Origin of the sequence: Corynebacterium ureicelerivorans (assembly GCF_000747315.1) — a bacterium.
Lineage (GTDB): Bacteria > Actinomycetota > Actinomycetes > Mycobacteriales > Mycobacteriaceae > Corynebacterium > Corynebacterium mucifaciens.
Window position 1 is genome coordinate 940,960 of the sequence record NZ_CP009215.1, and the last position, 18,213, is coordinate 959,172.

Annotated in this window: 15 protein-coding genes and 1 tRNA gene; 9 read left to right on the forward strand and 7 right to left on the reverse strand. The window is 64.4% G+C overall.

Annotated elements, in window-relative coordinates:
- The first annotated feature begins 78 nt into the window (after positions 1 to 78).
- From CUREI_RS04780 to CUREI_RS04805, 6 genes are all read left to right on the forward strand, one after another.
- Positions 79 to 3,180 (forward strand): DEAD/DEAH box helicase, encoded by a 3,102-nt coding sequence (locus CUREI_RS04780; protein WP_038611020.1) that lies wholly within the window; start codon positions 79 to 81, stop codon positions 3,178 to 3,180.
- Positions 3,177 to 3,989: an SWIM zinc finger family protein gene (locus CUREI_RS04785; RefSeq protein WP_038611022.1), complete on the forward strand. Its 813-nt coding sequence runs from the start codon at positions 3,177 to 3,179 to the stop codon at positions 3,987 to 3,989. The genes CUREI_RS04780 and CUREI_RS04785 overlap by 4 nt, the downstream gene beginning before the upstream one ends.
- A gap of 57 nt (positions 3,990 to 4,046) precedes the next feature.
- Positions 4,047 to 5,219, forward strand: a complete 1,173-nt coding sequence (locus tag CUREI_RS04790; RefSeq protein WP_038611025.1) for a metallophosphoesterase family protein — start codon at positions 4,047 to 4,049, stop codon at positions 5,217 to 5,219.
- Positions 5,220 to 5,222: 3 nt separating this feature from the next.
- Positions 5,223 to 7,871, forward strand: a complete 2,649-nt coding sequence (locus CUREI_RS04795; protein WP_038611028.1) for an AAA family ATPase — start codon at positions 5,223 to 5,225, stop codon at positions 7,869 to 7,871.
- An 11-nt stretch (positions 7,872 to 7,882) separates the two neighbouring features.
- Positions 7,883 to 8,347, forward strand: a complete 465-nt coding sequence (locus CUREI_RS04800) for a MarR family winged helix-turn-helix transcriptional regulator (RefSeq protein ID WP_038611038.1) — start codon at positions 7,883 to 7,885, stop codon at positions 8,345 to 8,347.
- A gap of 82 nt (positions 8,348 to 8,429) precedes the next feature.
- On the forward strand, positions 8,430 to 8,660 hold the full coding sequence (locus CUREI_RS04805; protein ID WP_051952212.1) for a PspC domain-containing protein: 231 nt from the start codon (positions 8,430 to 8,432) through the stop codon (positions 8,658 to 8,660).
- Here CUREI_RS04805 and CUREI_RS04810 read toward each other — a convergent pair.
- On the reverse strand, positions 8,657 to 9,472 hold the full coding sequence (locus tag CUREI_RS04810) for a polysaccharide deacetylase family protein (protein WP_236627264.1): 816 nt from the start codon (positions 9,470 to 9,472) through the stop codon (positions 8,657 to 8,659). The genes CUREI_RS04805 and CUREI_RS04810 overlap by 4 nt on opposite strands.
- 67 nt (positions 9,473 to 9,539) lie before the next feature.
- Positions 9,540 to 10,073 carry a YceI family protein gene (locus tag CUREI_RS04815; RefSeq protein WP_038611044.1) on the reverse strand — a complete coding sequence of 178 codons (534 nt, stop codon included), beginning with the start codon at positions 10,071 to 10,073 and terminating at the stop codon, positions 9,540 to 9,542.
- A gap of 124 nt (positions 10,074 to 10,197) precedes the next feature.
- On the opposite strand from CUREI_RS04815, the gene CUREI_RS04820 reads away from it, so the two are divergent.
- From CUREI_RS04820 to CUREI_RS04830, 3 genes are all read left to right on the forward strand, one after another.
- The gene (locus CUREI_RS04820) at positions 10,198 to 11,040 is read left to right on the forward strand and encodes an EamA family transporter (protein WP_051952213.1); all 843 of its coding nucleotides are present in this window, start codon (positions 10,198 to 10,200) and stop codon (positions 11,038 to 11,040) included.
- Positions 11,041 to 11,733: 693 nt separating this feature from the next.
- Entirely contained in the window at positions 11,734 to 12,093 is a 360-nt protein-coding gene (gene cmtR, locus CUREI_RS04825; protein ID WP_038611046.1) for a Cd(II)/Pb(II)-sensing metalloregulatory transcriptional regulator CmtR, read from the forward strand.
- A complete protein-coding gene (locus CUREI_RS04830) occupies positions 12,090 to 12,692 on the forward strand; it encodes a cadmium resistance transporter (RefSeq protein WP_038611048.1) in 603 nt (200 codons plus the stop codon). Before cmtR ends, CUREI_RS04830 begins: the two co-directional genes overlap by 4 nt.
- A gap of 280 nt (positions 12,693 to 12,972) precedes the next feature.
- Here the strand turns inward: CUREI_RS04830 and CUREI_RS04835 are convergent.
- The 5 genes from CUREI_RS04835 to CUREI_RS04855 all read right to left on the reverse strand — a co-directional run bounded on the left by CUREI_RS04835 (position 12,973) and on the right by CUREI_RS04855 (position 18,060).
- Positions 12,973 to 13,046 (reverse strand) — tRNA-Arg (locus CUREI_RS04835).
- A 236-nt stretch (positions 13,047 to 13,282) separates the two neighbouring features.
- Entirely contained in the window at positions 13,283 to 13,954 is a 672-nt protein-coding gene (locus CUREI_RS04840) for a LutC/YkgG family protein (protein ID WP_051952214.1), read from the reverse strand.
- On the reverse strand, positions 13,955 to 15,505 hold the full coding sequence (locus CUREI_RS04845; RefSeq protein ID WP_038611050.1) for a LutB/LldF family L-lactate oxidation iron-sulfur protein: 1,551 nt from the start codon (positions 15,503 to 15,505) through the stop codon (positions 13,955 to 13,957).
- Positions 15,502 to 16,287: a (Fe-S)-binding protein gene (locus tag CUREI_RS04850; RefSeq protein ID WP_038611052.1), complete on the reverse strand. Its 786-nt coding sequence runs from the start codon at positions 16,285 to 16,287 to the stop codon at positions 15,502 to 15,504. Before CUREI_RS04850 ends, CUREI_RS04845 begins: the two co-directional genes overlap by 4 nt.
- 90 nt (positions 16,288 to 16,377) lie before the next feature.
- Positions 16,378 to 18,060, reverse strand: a complete 1,683-nt coding sequence (locus CUREI_RS04855; protein ID WP_038611055.1) for an L-lactate permease — start codon at positions 18,058 to 18,060, stop codon at positions 16,378 to 16,380.
- Positions 18,061 to 18,213 lie beyond the last annotated feature (153 nt).

Below are 18,213 nucleotides of genomic sequence, written 5' to 3' on the forward strand. Positions count from 1 at the left end.
ACACGTCCGGCTCGTTGTGCAAAACCGGCGCAAACACGCCCCGGTGGCGGTGTCGGCGCGGGTGGTATAAGGGTGGGTATGCCTGAATACCTTCTCCATGGCTTGTGGCTCGCAGAGTCCGGGCTGACGGTGTGGGTTGAGCGCGTGCAGGGGCACCGGATTGTGACCATGGATGACGTGCCGCCCGGCACGTTCCCGCCGATCGTGCACTCGCTTATCGACGGCCAAAGGTTCCGCCACCGCCACACCATTGGCGTCCAAACTCCGAAGGGCCGCCAGGTCTGGTTGAAAGCGCCAGTGGTCAAGTTCGCGCCGGAAGAGGCGGTGCGCTTCCTGGACAACCTGGCGCATTTGGACGGGGATTCACCGGCGGCCACGCCCGAGCAGCGCCAGGCCATTGCACAGGACATGTATTGGCTGCTGCGCATGTACAACGGCCTCACGCAGTTTGTGCGCGCCGGGCGGGTGAGCATCCACGTGCCGTACAGGGACGGGCAGTGGTACGCCCAGTGGCAGCTCGGCACCGGCGTGGAGGAGCGCAGCTGGCTCGCTGAGATGGTGGCGGCATCCCCGGGTGTGCTGACGGTGAACAACCCCAACCTGAGCGAGGACTGCGCACAGACCTTTACCCACTGGATCGCTTCCGCGCGCTTGCAGGGTGCTGTGGCGGATTCGGCGACGCGGCCGTACCCATGGCACGACTTTGTTAAGTCCCTGCTGCACAGCCTGCCGCTGCGGCGCGGCGGGGCGAATTTGGCGCGCCAGGTGGGGGATTGGAACGGCACCATCACCGCGGTCAACCTGCAGCTGGTGTTCATCGCGGAGTCCCCGGATCAGGCGGATGAGACGGGTGAGGACACCCAGTGGCCCGTGCGCGTGCAGGTGCGCTCGACGAGCGACGCCCCGCGCCCGGTGCGTTTGGCGGAGTTCGATTCGGCGACTGCCGATGCTTTGCGTGAGCAGCTCAACCGCGCGATTGCGGTGACCCCACTGGTGGATCCCGCCGAGCGCGGCAGGTTCCGCTCCGCGGTCGACTACGGTGTGGACCACAACGCTGGTGATTGGGACTTGTACCTGCGCGGTGATGAGATCGTCTCGTTCGTGCGCGAGGCGGCCCCGCTGTTGCGCGCCAAAGGATTCGTGGTGATGTTGCCGCGTGCGTGGGCGACGGCGGAGACAGCCTCCAAGCTCAACGTCAGCGAACACAAGGACCCGCACGACTCCTCCACGGTGACGATGATGGGCTTTGACACCCTGGTCAAGTACGACTGGCGGCTGTCCGTGGGCGGCGTCGAACTCACGGATGAGGAAATGGCGGAGCTGGTCAAGTCTAAATCGGGGCTGGTCAAGCTGCGCGGCGAGTGGGTGTTGGCGGATACTCGCGAGATTTCCAAGACGGCGAAGTACCTGGAGTCGTTGCACGACAGCTCGGTGGACAACGCCTTCCGTGAGGCGGAAGCCGCGATCAAGCGCGCACGGATTGCCCAAGCCGCGGGCTCCGACGACGCCGCGGAGCTCCAGCGCATCGCCCAGCAGGCGCAGGACGAATACGAACGCCTGAAGGCTGCGGAGGGCGAGGGCGTGGTGTCCGCGGCCGAGCTGCGCCAGCTCGCGCTCGAAGCAGGCGCGGACAGCCCGATTGAATTCACGGGCTCGCCGTGGTTCACCTCGCTTGTCGGCGGCACGGACCGCCCGGCACCGGAACGAGTGGACATCCCCGAGACGGTCTCGGCGGATCTGCGCGAGTACCAGCGCCGCGGCGTGGACTGGCTGTATTTCATGTCGCGCAACAACCTCGGGGCGGTGCTTGCAGACGACATGGGGCTGGGCAAGACGCTGCAGCTGCTCTCCCTCCTGGCGGTGGAGGAAGCCGAGGGCACGAAGCGTGGCCCCACCCTTGTCGTCGCCCCGACGTCGGTGGTGGGCAACTGGGCGCGCGAGGCGGCCCGGTTCGTGCCGAGCATGCGGGTGCGCGTCCACCACGGCACCGGCAGGCTCAAGGGAGACGAGCTGTTCGAGGCTGCGGACAGTGCGGACATTGTCATCACCTCGTACGGCACCCTCGCACGCGACGCCAAGGACTTGGCTGCGGTGCAGTGGGACCACGTGGTGCTGGATGAGGCGCAGGCGATCAAGAACGCGGGCACCCAGTCGTCGAAAAGCGCGCGAGCGATCCCTGCCCGTCACCGCATCGCGCTCACCGGCACACCGATCGAGAACAAGCTCTCGGAGCTGCGCAGCATCCTCGACTTTGTCAACCCCGGCATGCTCGGCTCGCAAAGTTTCTTTCGCAACCACTTTGCCAAAGCCATCGAGTCGCGCCGGGACGAGGCGCTTGCGGACGAAATGGGGCAGCGGCTGCAGCGCCTGACCGCGCCCTTCATTTTGCGCAGGTTGAAGACGGACACGGCAATCATCTCGGACCTGCCGGAAAAGGCCGAGCACGTCATTGCGGTGGACATGACCCCGGAACAGGCCGCGCTGTACAAGGCGCTGGTGGACGGCATGCAGGCGGAACTGGAGCAGCGCAAAGGCATCGCGCGGAAGGGACTGGTCCTGGCCACGATCACCCGCATCAAGCAAATCTGCAACCACCCGGCGCACTTCTTAGGCGATGGGTCTCCGGTGGCCAGCAAGGGCCGCCACCGCTCCGGCAAGGTGGAAAAGCTCATGGAGTTGCTGGAAGAGGCAGCCGAATCCGACCAGCGCGTGCTCATCTTTACGCAGTACAAGGCGTTCGGCGACATCTTGCAGCCGTACCTGACCGACCGCCTCGGCGGGGAGGTGCCGTTCCTGCACGGAGGCGTGGGCAAATCGGCGCGCGACGCGATGGTCGAGCGTTTCCAGCAGCCGGACGGCCCCCGCGCAATGATTCTCAGCCTGAAGGCGGGAGGCACTGGGCTGAACCTCACTGCCGCCTCGATGGTCATCCACTTAGACCGCTGGTGGAACCCGGCGGTGGAAAACCAGGCCACGGACCGCGCGTTTCGCATCGGTCAGGAGAAGAACGTCACGGTCTACAAAATCATCACCCGCGGCACCATGGAGGAGTCGATCCAGGACATCCTGGACGGGAAGACCCAGCTCGCGGGCGCGGTTGTGGGGCAAGGCGAGGGCTGGATCACCGAGCTGGGCACCGACGAACTCGCGCAATTGATCAGCTACAGGGGGCAGCAATGAGCAAGCGGCCGCACGACGACAACGTCATCTACGCCAACTTCGGCGCCCGCAAACGTGTCTCCAGCGCAGCGGAGACGGGCGGTTCGACCGCCAGTGCGTTTCAGCCACGGTCGCTGTCGCCGGCGGCGATGCGCATCTACAACGCAGCGGTGCGTCAAACAGACGTCGGCCGCGCAAAGCGGGGGTCGGAATACGCCGCCCGCGGGCACGTCGTTGAGCTGCGTGCAGTGACGCAGGGGGTGCGCGCGGAGGTTGTGGGCAGCCAGAACGATCCCTTCCGCGTGGCCATGTACCTGCCGCAGCGCTCCAGCGAGGACATCCGCAGGGCGATTAGCGCCCTTGTCCGCGCGCCCGGCTCTATCGCCGCGGCGAAGTCGGGGACGTTCGACGAGGACGTCCTAGACGTGTTGCTGTGCGAAGCACCGCGGGAAGTCACGTTTTCCTGCGATTGCCCCGACGGGGCAGACGTGTGCAAACACGGCGTGGCCGTCGCGCAGCGCGCGGCCGAGATGATCGACCACAACCCGGCCGTCATCTTCACCATGCGGGGGCTCACGCTCGACGAGCTGGAAAACCGCAAGCGCAACCAGGCGGACGATCTCGCACGGGAGAATGCGGAACCCGGATCCCAATACTTTTGGTCGGGCCGGGACATGCCGGAGCTGCCGCAGCCCAAGGTGGCGCCGATGATCGAGGACTCGGACATCGACCTGCTCCACCGCGCGATGCAGACCGTGTCCTTCACCAATATCGACCAGTTGCGCGCAGTGGCGGACATCGAGGATCTTTACGACGAGCTGACGCGCTAGAACGCAAGTTCGAACGCCTGGCGTGCCGTGTCGGCAGGCGTGGTAGGTGTAATAGGCATGAGGCAGACCACCTTCATCCACACCTCGGACCTGCAGCTGGGCATGCGGCGGAAATTCCTCTCGCCCGAAGCGCAGTCTCGTTTCGACGACGCCCGCTTGCGTGCAGTTGCCCGCCTCGGCGAGATCGCCGAGGAGCGTAGCGCAGACTTCATCGTCGTGGCCGGGGATGTCTTCGAGCACAACTCGCTTGAGCCCGTCACGCGCGGTCGAGCCATGGAAGCGCTGCGCAAGCTGCTCGTGCCGGTGTACTTGCTGCCCGGCAACCACGACCCGCTGGTCGCAGACAGCATCTTCCACCGCACCGAGGGGATCGAGGGCGTGACCGTGCTGTCGGATTCAGCCCCCGTGGAGGTGCGCGAAGGCGTGGAGGTTATCGGCGCGCCGTTGTTGACCAAGCACGCCTCGGAGGACCTGTGCGCGAAGGCCGTTCGGGACCTAGCACCGACAGACGCGATCCGCGTGCTCGTCGGGCACGGCCAGGCAGATGGTTTCGGTGCGGAGGAGACGCAAGCGTTAATCGATGTCGCGAATCTCGACGCCGCGATTGCGCGCGGTGTCATCGATTACGTGGCGTTAGGGGACACGCACTCGACGTCCGCGCTGACCCCGTCGCAACGTATCTGGTTCTCCGGCTCGCCGGAGACGACGGACTATTTTGACCGCACCCCGGGAGTGGCCGGCGGTGAGGTGGATTCCGGCAACGCGCTCGTCGTCACCGTGGAAAAGGAGGGGACCGAATCGAATGTAGAGGTGGAGAAGGTGCCGGTGGGCACGTGGACGTTCGAAGCCCGCTTCTGGGAGGTTGCAGATTCGGACGACGTCGTCGGCGTGATCCGGGATCTCAAGGCGTACCCGGAGAAGGACCGCACCGTGATCAAGTACGCGCTGTCGGGCACGCTCGGCTTGGAGGACACGCGCACGCTCGAGCGGGAGCTGGCGGATCTCGAGCCGATTTTCGCGGCGCTATATCCTCGCGAGCGGTTGATGAGCTTGCACTTGGAGCCCAGCGACGAGGAGATGCAGAATCTGCCCCTGACCGGGTACGCGCACGATGCGATGCGTGAGCTCGTCGGCCAAGCTGCAGGGGGAAGCCCCGCGGACGAGACACAGCGGGCGACAGCACGTGATGCCGTCAACCTCCTCTTCCGGCTCACCAAGGAGGTGGATTAACTCATGCGCATCCACGACCTTGCCATCGATAACTTCCGTGCCATCGAGCACCTCGAACTGCACGACCTGCCGGACACCGGTGTCATTGTCATCCACGGCGACAACGAGGCCGGAAAGTCCACAATTCTCGATGCCATTGACACCGTGCTGAGAGAACGCCACTCCGCCGGCGGGAAGAAGATCAAGGTGTTTGCACCCGTGGGCCGCGACGCGTCGCCGGAGGTCACCTTGACCGCCACAGTGGGGGAGACCACCTTCACCATCCGCAAGCGCTGGTTGAAAGGCAAGCTGGCTGAGCTACAGATCCACTCGCCGGTGCACAAAAACTTCACCGGGCGCCAGGCCGACGACGAGCTCGCGCGCCTCATCGCCGAGCAAATGGACGCAAACTTGGCGTCCACGCTATTCCTGCGCCAGGGCGAGCTTGAACCGGGCATCGCGGCAGCCGGCATCCCCTCGATTTCGCAGGCGCTCGAGGCGGAATCGGGCGGGGACCACTCCGGCGAGGAAGACACCGCGCTCATGCAGGCGATAGAGGCAGAGTATTCGCGCTACTGGACGGCCTCCTCCCCACCAAAACCCAAAGCCTCTGTCACCGCTAAAGCCGATGCCGTGGATGCGGCACGAGCGGCGCTACGCACGGCCCAAACAGAGGTGGACAACCTTTCGGCATTCGTCGATGAGGTCGCGCGCCGCGAGGCCGAGATACGCGCAGCCGACGCAGAATTGCCCGAGGCCACCGAGGAGCTCACCCAGCGCGAGGCGGAGTACGACCAGGCCAGCAAGCTGCGGGAAAAAACGCAGACCGCAGCAGACGGCCTGGCCCGCCGTACCGCCGCCCGCGAACGCGCCGAGCGTGACCTCAACGATCGTGCCGCCCTTGCCGCCCGTGTCGCCGCCCTGCAAGGCCAAGAACAGGAACTGCGCGAGCAACTCGCCCCGGCACAGCAGGCCCGCGACGCGGAATCGGAGAAGATCGCAGAGCTGACCGACGCGCTGCATTCCGCAAAAGCTCGCGTGAGCACCGCCCGCGCCGCGCTGCGCCAGGCCGAACACGCCCGCGACAGCACCCGCGCTTCTCGACGCCTCACGGAAGTCACCGACCAGCTCCACCGCATCCGTGAAGCCTCGGAGGCTTACGCAACCCTGTTGCAATCCGCCCCGAGCCCCGAGGTCACGGACGCGGATGTCCGCGCGCTGGAAGAGGCCGACAGTGAGCTCACGTTGCAACGCCGGCTGCGCGACGCGGCCTCCGCCAAGTTGGAAATCACCGCGGACGGCGCGACTATCCAGGTCAACGGGGAGTCGCTGGCAGTCGACGGCACGGAAACGGTTGCCGTCTTCGAGGGCACACAGCTGACTCTGGGCGAATTCGGCGTGGTATTTCGCGCTGCCCAGGGCGCGAGAGATTCCGGCCGCGCCGTCGAGGATGCCGAAGACTCCGTTGCCCGCGCGCTGGAAAAGACCGGCTGCGACACCCTCGAGCAAGCCCGTGCTGCCCGCGACGCGTGCAAAGCGCACGAGGCGGAGCTCAAAGCCGCCCGTCAGCGCCGCGACGACGCGTTGGCAGGAACCGGAGCGGACGAGCTGGAAGCTGAACGGGACCGCCTCACTGCCCAGGTGGAGGAACTCGCTGCCAGCCTCGACGGCGACGTCGCGGCCCAGGACGAGCAGGACGCAGAACTTGACGTCAAACAGGCACAACTGGCGTTAGAGGAGGCAGAACGAGACGTCGATGCCGCCGATGCTGCACTCAAGCCCTACGCCGACAAAACGGCGGCAAGCGAGCTGACGGTGCTGCACACCAAGCTCGAGGCCAAAGAGTCGGAGGCATCTCACGCCGCCACCGAGCTGGAGATGGCCGAGCAGACTGCATCCACGGAAACGCTTACCCGATCTGTGGAGGCCGCACTCGAGGAAGAACGTGAGGCTAAGCAAGAACACGCAGCGCTTGCGGCGGAACTCGCCGACGCCGACCCAGAATTGGCGCAGCAGATGCTCGACGGCGCGAAGACCCGTCTGCGCAACCTGGAGAAGCGAAAGGCCGAGGCGCACAACCGGGTCACCGAGCTGACCGGGCGCATTGAGATCGCGGCCGGAGCCGCTGAAAAGGCCGACCGCGCAGCCGCGGAGCTCGACGCTGCGGAAACCGAGCTTGCACGCACTACTCGCCGGGCGGAGGCCGCGCGACTGCTGCGGGACACCATGCACGCACACCGCGACGCGGCGCGCGCCCGGTATTCGGCGCCGTTCAACGATGCCATCCGGGCACGAGCGCGGGTGCTGTTCGGGCCGAGCGTCGACTTCAACCTGGCCGACGACCTCACGGTCAGCGAGCGCACTGTCGACGGGGTGAGCGTGCCGCTCGAGCAGCTTTCCGGCGGCACCAAGGAGCAGCTGGCGATTCTCACGCGCTTCGCCATCGCGGACGTTGTCACGGCGAGCGGCGCGACGGCGCCGGTGCCGGTCGTGGTGGACGACGCCTTAGGCGCCACCGACCCAGAGCGCCTCGCTCGCATGAACTCGCTGTTCACCCAGGTGGGCAAATCGGCACAGGTTATCGTCCTGACCTGCTTTCCTCAGCGCTTTGACCGCGTCGACGCTGCCCGCATGCTGTCCATGGATGAACTGAAATCCTCCGCCGTGGACTAACATCACCGCGTATGAGTACGCAACCGCACTGGCTTGAGGAGGACGAGCAGGATCTTTGGCGGTTGATGATCGCCGGGTTCACCACAGTATCCCGGACGATCGACGAGCGGCTGCAGGCCGGCAGCGAGATCTCCTCATCCGAGTACGCGGTTTTGGTGGTGCTTTCGGAGGCGGACGAGCGCACCCTTCGCTTGCGTGATCTGTGCGCCGAACTTGGCTGGGACCGCTCGCGGGCGTCGCACCAAGTCACCCGGATGGCCAAACGAGGCCTGGTCACCAAATGCAAGTGCCCGGGAGACGCTCGCGGGGTCTTGGTGACGCTGACGGACGAGGGCCTGTCGCGACTGCGCGACGCCGTGCCCGACCACGTGGAAACGGTCCGACGCCTCGTTTTTGACCACCTCGACGACGACCGCGCCGCAACGCTGCGTGAATTCCTCACCGACGTGATCGCGGCGGACGACCTGCCGTCTTAGGGCTCGCCCTTGCAGCAGGGGACGGGCAGGGGTTTGATGGGCTGCAGGTAACCAAGCGACGTCTACAGAGAAGAGGATTGCCGTGTCCAACCCGTATAACCCTCAGAACATTAACCCCGATAACTCCCCGAAGCGGCTTGAGCGCTCCATGTCCGATAAGTACATCGCCGGCGTGTGCGGTGGCGTGGCCAAGTACCTCGGCGTGGATGCGGCGGTGGTCCGCGTGATCTTCGTGCTGCTGGCACTCGCGGGGATCTTCCCGGGCTTGCTCGCCTATATCATTGGTTGGATCATCATGCCCGCCGAGTATTAGGGGGAAGTGCCGTCCACAAACGTGAACCGGATGGTGCTGCCGCGCAGCTGCTCGAGCGCGCGGTGCACACCCGCGGCCGTGCCCGAGCCCGGGTGGTTCATGTGGGCAAGCACAATTGCGCCGTCCGGGGCGCTGACAATGTTCCCGGCGACCTGCTCGGGCGTTGCTGTAGCGCCGAAGTCGCCGTTGACGGTGTAGCCCGCAATGGTCACTCCGCGGTCTCGCGCGATATCGACAGCGACGTCATCGTAGTGGGCGGTGCCGGCCCGGAACCAGTTCGACTCGACCCCGTAGCGGGAGAGTAGCTCGCGGTTGCCGTCGATCTCCGCCATCGCCTCCGCCGGGCTCCGGGTGCCGGGGATGCCGTACGCGGCCGCGCCGTTGACCGTAAGCGGCAAATGGCGTGTGCCGTGGTTTTCCAGCCGGAACAGCGGATCCGCGGCCAGACGCGCGGTGGTCTCTGGGTTCGCCTCCACCCACGTCGAGCTGACAAAGAGCGTTGCGGGCACCGCGTGTTCGCGCAGCGTATCGACGAGCCGCTGGTCCACCGCCGAACCGTGGGGGCCTCCGCACGCGTCGAACGTGAGCGCAATCGTGCGTGCGCCCGCGGCTGCAGGCACGGTCTCTGCGATGCCTGGCATCGAGGTGCCAAAGTTCACCGGCACCCGGCCGGCGTAGCGCTCGGGGCGGGCCTTCGCTGTCACCGTCTCGCGCGCGGTAGAGATGGCCGTTGCCGTCTCGGTGACGACCGCATGGTGCGGTTTCGCGCACCCCGCAAGCGCAAAAATGCCCGCCATTGTCGTGGCGGACATGAATGTTCTCCTGCTCAGCACAGCAATTCAGTGTACTGGGCTATGCGGCGAGGCGCTCGTGGATAAGCTACTGCTTGATCGCGGAGCCCTCGATCTCGATGCCGACCTTCTCGCTGACCAGCATGCCGCCGGAGTTCAGCGGTGCCTGGAAGTTGATGCCGTACTCGCTGCGGTTGATCGTGGTGCGAGCCTCGAAACCGATGCGGGTGTTGCCGAACGGATCCTCTTCCACGCCGAAGGTCTCCACGTCAAAGGTGATCGGCTTGGTGGTCTCCTTGATGGTCAGGTCGCCGGTGACCGTGCCGTTGCCCTGCGCGTCCACGTCGAAGCTGGTGGCCGTGAAGGTCATCTCAGGGTACTGCTCGACGGCGAAGAAGTCCTCGCCGCGCACGTGCGCGTCGCGGTCGGCGTTGCGGGTTTCCACACTGGCGGTGCGCACGGTGCCGGAGGCGGAGCTTGCGGCTGGGTCCTCCGCGATGGTGACGGTGGCGTCGAAGTCGGTGAACTCGCCGCGGACCTTGGTCACCATCGCGTGGCGCACGGTGAAGCTGATGGAAGAGTGGGCGGGGTCCAGGTTGTACGTGCCGGTCAAGTTGCTCATTCGATTCTCCTTGTTGTTGATGCGTCAACTACGGACGGCAGCGATGCTACGTACAGAGAGGTGACGTGTCAACCTCCTCGGCCCACAACATGGTATGAATATGTGATCTTCAGCAGGAGGTGCCGTGAGAACACAACAGCCTATCGACGTCCGTCCGGTCCTCCTCGTCCTCATCGGATCCCTCGGAATTCAATCCTCCGCACTGATTTCCTCAACGCTGTTTGCGCAGCTAGGTACCGTGGCGGTGTCCACCTTCCGCCTCGTGTTGGCCTCCGCCATCATGTTGGTTGTATTTCGGCCGCCACTGAGGCGCTTCAGCCGCGCTCGCTGGATGAACGCGGGCGTCTACGGTGTGGCACTAGCCGCGATGAACCAGTTCTACTTCGCCGCTGTAGACCGCATCCCGCTCGGTGTTGCAGTCACCCTCGATTTCCTGGGCCCCGCCTGCGTATCGTTCTTCGGTTTGCGGCACTCGAAGGAACGCCACTGGGCGATTGTGGCCTTTGTCGGGGTGGTGCTGATCGCGGGACCGTCGTCGGGGCTCGACAGGCTTGGCATCCTCTTCGGCCTGCTCGCCGGCGCATTCTTCGGGCTATACACCGTTTACGCTGAGCGCCTCGGCAAGGCGGAAGGGGGCCTGGGCGATCTTGCAATTTCCGTGTCTGTGGCCGCCCTGGTGGCGCTACCCTTTACGTTCCAAGAGGTGACCGCACTGGACCTCCACGCTGTGGCGGTACTCGCAATCGCCGCACTGGTTGGGGTGGTTATCCCATACGTGGCGGACACACTCGCCGCCCGCTACTCATCGGCTGCGGTGGTGGGGACCCTGTTCGCGCTGGACCCGGTAGTGGGTTCGCTGCTGGGATGGCTGGTGGCCGGCGACTCACTGACCGTCCGCATGGTCACCGGCATCGCGTTCGTCACCGTCGCTGGCGCCGTGATGACTTGGCGCTCCACCCCGCGGTGATGTAAACCCCCAGGTCGGGGGTTTCAGGAAACTTCTGACCAGTTATCTCAGATCCACTGCTATACCCCGGTTACACGCAGTTTCGCCTCCGGTTACACGACAGAAGTCAAGCTCCCCACTCCACCGTGAACGCTTGACAAGCTCGCCAAAGGTGAGCACCTCCGGTGACTTACGGTTCGAGCGGAAACTTTCAAAGCTCCGGAACTCGAGCCAATTCGGTTGCCTTCGGCGCGGCACAAATCGCACATGGGCCGATCATCAGAAACGAGCGTGGTTCAACCACGTATGCACCGTCGCCAGTGTTGTCTCCCTCGTTGTCCCTCACGGCAATCCATCCGGCCAGGCTCTCCTTGGCGGCGCGAACGGTCGTCGAACCCCGAGGTGTCCCCGCTGCAAACGGGAATCGAGTCGAGGCTGGGGATGAGGTAGATAGGTTTGTTCGAGCCTTCTCGGTTCAAGATGATGAGGCCATCGAGTGTTGTCCCGTTCGGGTCATTGCTTGGGCCTGAAAACGGGTCTCGCGAACTACGCCAGGCTTGTGCGCATCTTGAATCTCGAGCTGGCGACGTTGTTTTCGCAACTTTGCTGGAATCTCTGTCATCTCTGCTCCTTCCACTGTCTCTTGAGCAGCACACACAGCTGCACCGCTACCCGGAACTTGACTAGTTCAGTGCTCGCTGTATAGTTCAGTGCATGCTGACTATTGCTTCGCGTCTCGACGTGATGAACCGCCTGGGTCGTGCACTGGCCGACCCCACTCGATCCCGGATCATCTTGACCCTGCTCGACCATCCCGCTTACCCGGCGGAACTGTCCCGAGATCTGGACCTGACACGCCCGAACGTGTCCAACCACCTGGCATGCTTGCGCGATTGTGGGATCGTCGTCTCCGAGCCCGAGGGGCGTCGGACGCGATACGAGATCGCCGATCCGCACCTGGCGCAGGCGCTGAATACATTGGTCGATGCCACCCTGGCAGTAGACGAAGATGCCCCGTGCATCGATCCCGCCTGCTCGCTTCCCGGATGCGACGTAGCTGGGGAGGGCGCATGATCCTCACCACGGTCTTGCAGGCGATAGGCCTGTTCGCAGCTACCAACATCGACGACATCATCGTTCTCTCCCTCTTCTTCGCACGAGGGGCAGGCCAGAGCGGCACCACCGCCCGTATTTTGGCCGGCCAGTACCTCGGATTTGCCGGCATCCTCGTCGCCGCGATCCTTGTGACCATCGGCGCCGGAGCATTTCTGCCCCCGGCAGCTATTCCATACTTTGGTCTCATCCCTCTGGGCATCGGCCTCTGGGCCGCATGGGAGGCCTGGCGCGGAGACGATGACGACGATGACGACGAGGCCAAGGTTGCCGGCAAGAAGGTCGGCGTTTGGACAGTCGCAGGCGTCACGTTTGCCAATGGCGGCGACAACATCGGTGTCTACACCCCTGTATTCCTCAGCGTGGAACCTCTCGCAGTAGTCGCCTACTGCGTTATCTTCCTCGCGCTCGTTGCGGTCCTGGTGGCACTGGCAAAATTCGTCGCCACCCGCCCCCCGATCGCGGAAGTGCTCGAACGCTGGGAGGACATCCTCTTTCCCATCGTTCTCATCGGCCTCGGTATCGTGATCCTCGTCAGCGGCGGAGCCTTCGGGCTCTGACGTAGCGGCAGCGTTCCAAACGGCCCCGACCGGGCGCACCCCTCTTGGTTCAGACCCCAACACCTACCCGCAGCCAGTCCTGCGTGATTGCAGCAACAAGACCGTCATCGAGCGCTGCAAAACCCCGCCGTCGAGCGAACCAAGCCACAGCCACTGAGTGCAGGCGCCTCTACTGTTCATCTACTACAACAAGACGCATAACGAACTCACCCACCCCCGGGAAACCCGAAAACGAAAATCTCGAGACACCGTAGGAACGATGTCTCGAGACTTCACAGGGTGTCCCCGACAGGATTCGAACCTGCGACCTTCGGTACCGGAAACCGATGCTCTAATCCACTGAGCTACGAAGACAATGCGCTAAAGAGTAGCACTCGGCCGCGTCCGCGATGAAATTGGGTGTGGCTGCCCGCGGTGATGGAATGTCGAACCAACCCAGAACCGACTCTCAGGTGCACTCCATGGTTTTGCAACGCGGGCGCCCCATAATGATTCATGCGCGCCGCGGGAACGGCGCGACACGGGAAACAATGACAGCGAAACGGCCGGCCCCGAACGGGACCGGCCGTTTCGCTATGCCAGGAAGCCGGCTACTTCACGACCATCACGATGAGGTCTCGCGGGCCGTGCACGCCCTCGACGCGCACGAGCTCGATGTCGGAGGTAGCGGACGGGCCAGAGATCATGGTCGCCGGGCGCTCCGGGTCAATGCGAGAGATCATCTCCGGCACGCCGTAGACCACGGTGTCCGGGCGCACGATGCAGATGTGGCGGTCCGGAACCAGGGAGAGAGCGCGCCGGCCGCAGACGTCGCCAGACTCGAGCACGATTGTGCCGGTCTGGGCGGAGGTCACGTGGGAGTCGGTGACCACGGCATCGACGTCGCCAAGCTTGCGCGGGTCGGAGTCGTTGCTGTCCGGGCGCGCGGTGCCGTCGAAGCCGTCGAAGAGCGAGGCGTCCAAGCCGGGGGCGTAGACGATCTCTTTGCACTCGCGGTCTGCGAGCACCTTGAGGATGTCCTCGCGGAGTGACTCTTCGGTGGTCTGCACGACGTCGGCCTTGTAGTCGACGAGTCGGTCGATGAGGATCTCACGCAGCTCGTCCGCGCCGAGGTCGGACGAGGTGTGGTAGTTACGCACAATCTCAACCGACTCAGGCGCGTTGGACAGCTGCTGCGCGTCGCGGATGCGCTTGAGGATCTCGCGCTTCGCGTCCTCGTTGCGGGTGTCGCGGGCGGAGTCGCCGGATACGCGGGTAGTCATTTACTTGTCCTCCTCGAAACGCTTGCCGGAAACCTGCTGGTCGCTGGGGATACCCTGCTCGCGGGCCTCCGACAGCAAGCGCTCCGCCTCGTCGGTGTCCCACCACTGGCGGAAGGACTTCTTCGGCGGCACGGCGACGTCGCGGTACTCGGTCCAGCCGGAGATTGGCGGCGGCATGGTCTCGATCTTGCCGTTGAACCCGCCGAGCACGCGACCGAGGGCGACCATGCGCACGAGCTTGTCCCACACGCCGCTGTGGCCCCAAACCTGCGCCAGGGAAGCGAACGCAGCCCGTTCGACCTGGTTCGGCTCGTTCTTGGCCTTCTGGTAGCGCAGCTCGAGCAGGATGTCCGTGATCGGGATCTTCACCGGGCAAACCTCGTTGCAACGCCCGCACAGGGAGGACGCGTACGGCAGGGAGCCGTTCGGGTCGTCGGAAGACTCAATGCCGGTCAGCTGCGGGGAGAGGATTGCGCCGATCGGGCCCGGGTAGGTGGAGCCGTAGGAGTGGCCGCCGGCGCGCTCGTACACCGGGCAGACGTTCAGGCAGGCAGAGCAGCGGATGCACTTCAGTGCTTCGCGGCCGATCTCGTTGGACAGGGCAGCGGTGCGGCCGTTGTCCAAGAGAACGATGTGGAAGTTCTGCGGGCCGTCACCCTCGGTCACGCCGGACCAAAGAGAGGTGTACGGGTTCATACGCTCGCCGGTGGAGGAACGCGGCAGCAGCTGCAGGAACACGCCGAGGTCTTCGAACGACGGCAGCAGCTTCTCAATGCCCATGACGGTGATCAGCGTCTCCGGCAGGGTCAGGCACATACGGCCGTTGCCCTCGGACTCGACGATGGAGACGGTGCCGGTGTCCGCGCAACCGAAGTTGCAGCCGGAGATGGCCACCTTGGCCTCCATGAACTGCTGGCGCAGGAACTTGCGGGCGGCCTCTGCCAGCTCAGCAGGATCCTGGGTCAGGGTGTCATCGGTGTTCGGCATCTTCGCGGTGAAGATGTCGCGGATCTCCGCGCGGTTGCGGTGGATAGCCGGGACCAGGATGTGGGACGGGAAGTCCTCGCCAAGCTGCACGATGAGCTCAGCCAGGTCGGTCTCCTGCGCGAAGACGCCGGCCTTTTCCAGCTCGTCGTTCAGGGCGATTTCCTGGGTGGCCATGGACTTGATCTTGACGACCTTGTCTTCGCCGGTGGCCTTGACCAGGTCCTGGATGATCTCGTTGGCTTCCTTGGAGTCGCGTGCCCAGTGGACGTGGCCGCCGCGTGCGGTCACGTTCTGCTCGAACTGCTCCAGCAGTTCCGGCATGCGGGCGATGACGTCGCGCTTGATGGTGGAGCCTGCCTCGCGCAGGTCCTGCCAGTCGTCGACCTCGTCCACAACTGCCTGGCGCTTCACACGGATGGTGGTGGTCGCGTACTGGTAGTTGCGGCGCTTGGTTACGTCGTTGAGCTCGTGGTGCGCAGCTTTTTGGAACTTCTCGGTGCCGCGCAGGTGGGACGGGCCGCTTGCGAACGGCGGCATGGTGGGTTGGCCGAGTGCAACCTTCACAGCATTTTCTCCTTCTTGTACGCCGCGGACGTCGGGGTCAGCGGGTGCTCCTTGGTGGAGGCCAGGATCTCAGCCATGTGCACCGAGCGAATACCCATGTGCTGGCGGGAGAGGGCGCCACCGATGTTCATCAGGCAGGAGGAGTCACCGGCGGTGACGTACTCAGCCTGGGTGTCCTTGATGTGGCGCACCTTGTCGGAAACCATGGCGGAGGAGACCTCCGGCATCTTCACGGAGAAGGTGCCGCCGAAGCCGCAGCATTCCTCCACGTTGGGCAGGTCCACCAGCTCGATGCCCTCGACGTGGCGCAGGAGCTCGATGGGGCGGTCGCCCACCTTGATGAAGCGCTTGGAGTGGCAGGAAGCGTGATAGGTCACGCGGTGCGGGAAGAACGCGCCCACGTCGTAGGTGCCGGCGACGTCAACGATGAACTCGGAGAGGTCGTAGGTCTTCTTCGAGGCGGTCTTCGCGCCGTCGACAAGAGCCTTAGAGCCGAAGCGCTCAGCCAGCTGGACGTGCTGCTCGCGCACGGCGCCGGTGCAGGAGCCGGACGGAGCGACGACGTAGTCGATCGACGGGTCCGAGAATGCGTCGACGTATGTTTCGATGATCGGGATGGCCTGCTCTTTGTAGCCGGTGTTCACGTGCATCTGGCCGCAGCAGGTCTGTTGGTCGGGGAAGACAACGTCATAGCCCAAGCGGGAAAGCACAATGGCAGTGGCTTTGTGCGCGTCGGGGAAGAGGGCGTCGCCGATACAAGTAGAAAACAGCGCTACTCGCATGTTCGGACTCCTAATTTTGAGTGATCACAGGGAAAGTGAAAGCCCCCGTAGGCTGTGACGACCTCGAGGGCTCCGATATTCAGTTGTCGGTTACGGAACGACCGGCGCAAGCGCGCTGAGGACGTTCGACTGAAGGAACACTATCACGCATACCGCGATAAGGAATCCGAAGCTCCACCCGACGACCTTCTTGAAGATCTCGGACTCCTTGCCCTCCATGTTCACTGCGGTGGCCGCGATGGCGAGCGACTGCGGCGAAATCATCTTGCCCACGACGCCGCCGGTGGTGTTTGCGGCAAGCAACAGGTCCGGGTTCAGGCCCAAGTTCTGCGCGGCGGTGACCTGCAGGTTGGCAAACAGGGCGTTGGCGGACGTGTCGGAGCCAGTCACGGCCACGCCCACCCAGCCGAGCACTGGGGAGAAGAAGGCGAACGCCGGGCCGAGGTTGGCGAAGAACTCGCCGATGGTGACGGTCTGGCCGGAGTAGTTCATCACGTACGCCAGAGCGAGAACCAACACGATCGTCAGTGCGGACCAACGCATCTTCCACGCGGTCTCTACAAACTCCTGGCCCACCTGGCCCCAGGTGAGCTTGTACCGGCCATTCTCGTTGAAGACCATGTAAAGGATGGTCACGATGATCGCAGAGATGACCATCAAGCTGCCGGGGTTGTTGATGTAGGCGAAGGAGTAGTCGCTGTTCACAGGGTCCCCGGCCGCGTCAAGTAGCTTGCCGTCCAGACCCGGCCATGGGAAGGAGATCTTGAACTGCTTCAGCCAGGTCGGGATCGCGGTGCCGAGGTTAGCCAGGCCGAAGACAATCACCACGACGGCGTAGGGCAGCAGTGCCATGAACACGCGGTTGGCGGGCAATTCCACCTCGTCGCCGTCGGTACCTTCGATGTGGTGCAGGCCGAGGCGGTCGCGCAAAGCGTCGATGCCGCGCGGCTGCCAGAATCGCAGAAGCAGGAAGGCGGCGCCGAGTGCCACGATGCAGGCGATGACGTCGGTGAGCTGGTATGCGAAGTGGTTGGACGTCCACCACTGGGTAACTGCGAAAGTGCCACCGATAACGGCGGCTGCTGGTGCGGTCTCGCGGACGCCGCGCCAGCCGTCGATAAGCAGCGCGATGATGAAGGGGACGAAGAACGCGAGGATCGGGGTCTGGTGGCCCACGATCGCGGCGATGTTCTCGGTTTGCTCAAGGGTGCGGCCGCCCACGTCACCGGCGGTGGTGATGGGGATCGCCACGGCGCCGAACGCCACGGGGGCGGTGTTCGCGATGAGCACGACAGTTGCGGCCTTCAGCGGCGGGATGCCCAGCGCCAGAATCATGGTCGCGGTGATGGCCACCGGCGCACCGAAGCCGGCGAGCGCCTCAAGCAGGCCACCGAAGCAGAACGCGATGAGCATGGCCTGGATGCGCACGTCGCCGTTGCCCATCTTGTCAAAGACGAGGCGCAGGTCTTCGAAGCGGCCCGACGCGACGGTGATTTGGTAGAACCAGATCGCCGTCAGGATGACAAAGACGATGGGGAACAGGCCGAACAGGCCGCCACGGAAGGCCGCGGAGATTGCCATTCCGGTGGGCATGTTGAAGCCCAGGATGGCCACCAGCAGCGCAACGACAAGTGCTACGGCACCCGAGGTGTGCGCGCGGGCTTTCAGTCCCAACAGCATGATGAAGAAGGTCAGAAGCGGCAGGGTAGACACCAGTGCCGAGAGGCCCACGCTGTCACCGATGGCATCGGTGACCACTTGGAATTGGTCCATGGAAAACGCTCTTTCGAGTCTGAGAAGTGCAATGACTGAAACAATATGCCACCTGTCGGCCGAAAGTGACGAATACAGGGGTAGGGCAATGGTGTGACCTATGGCACCTGGGTGGCTGTGGGCACGCTGCGTGCGGTGTCGGAGGGTGCTTTA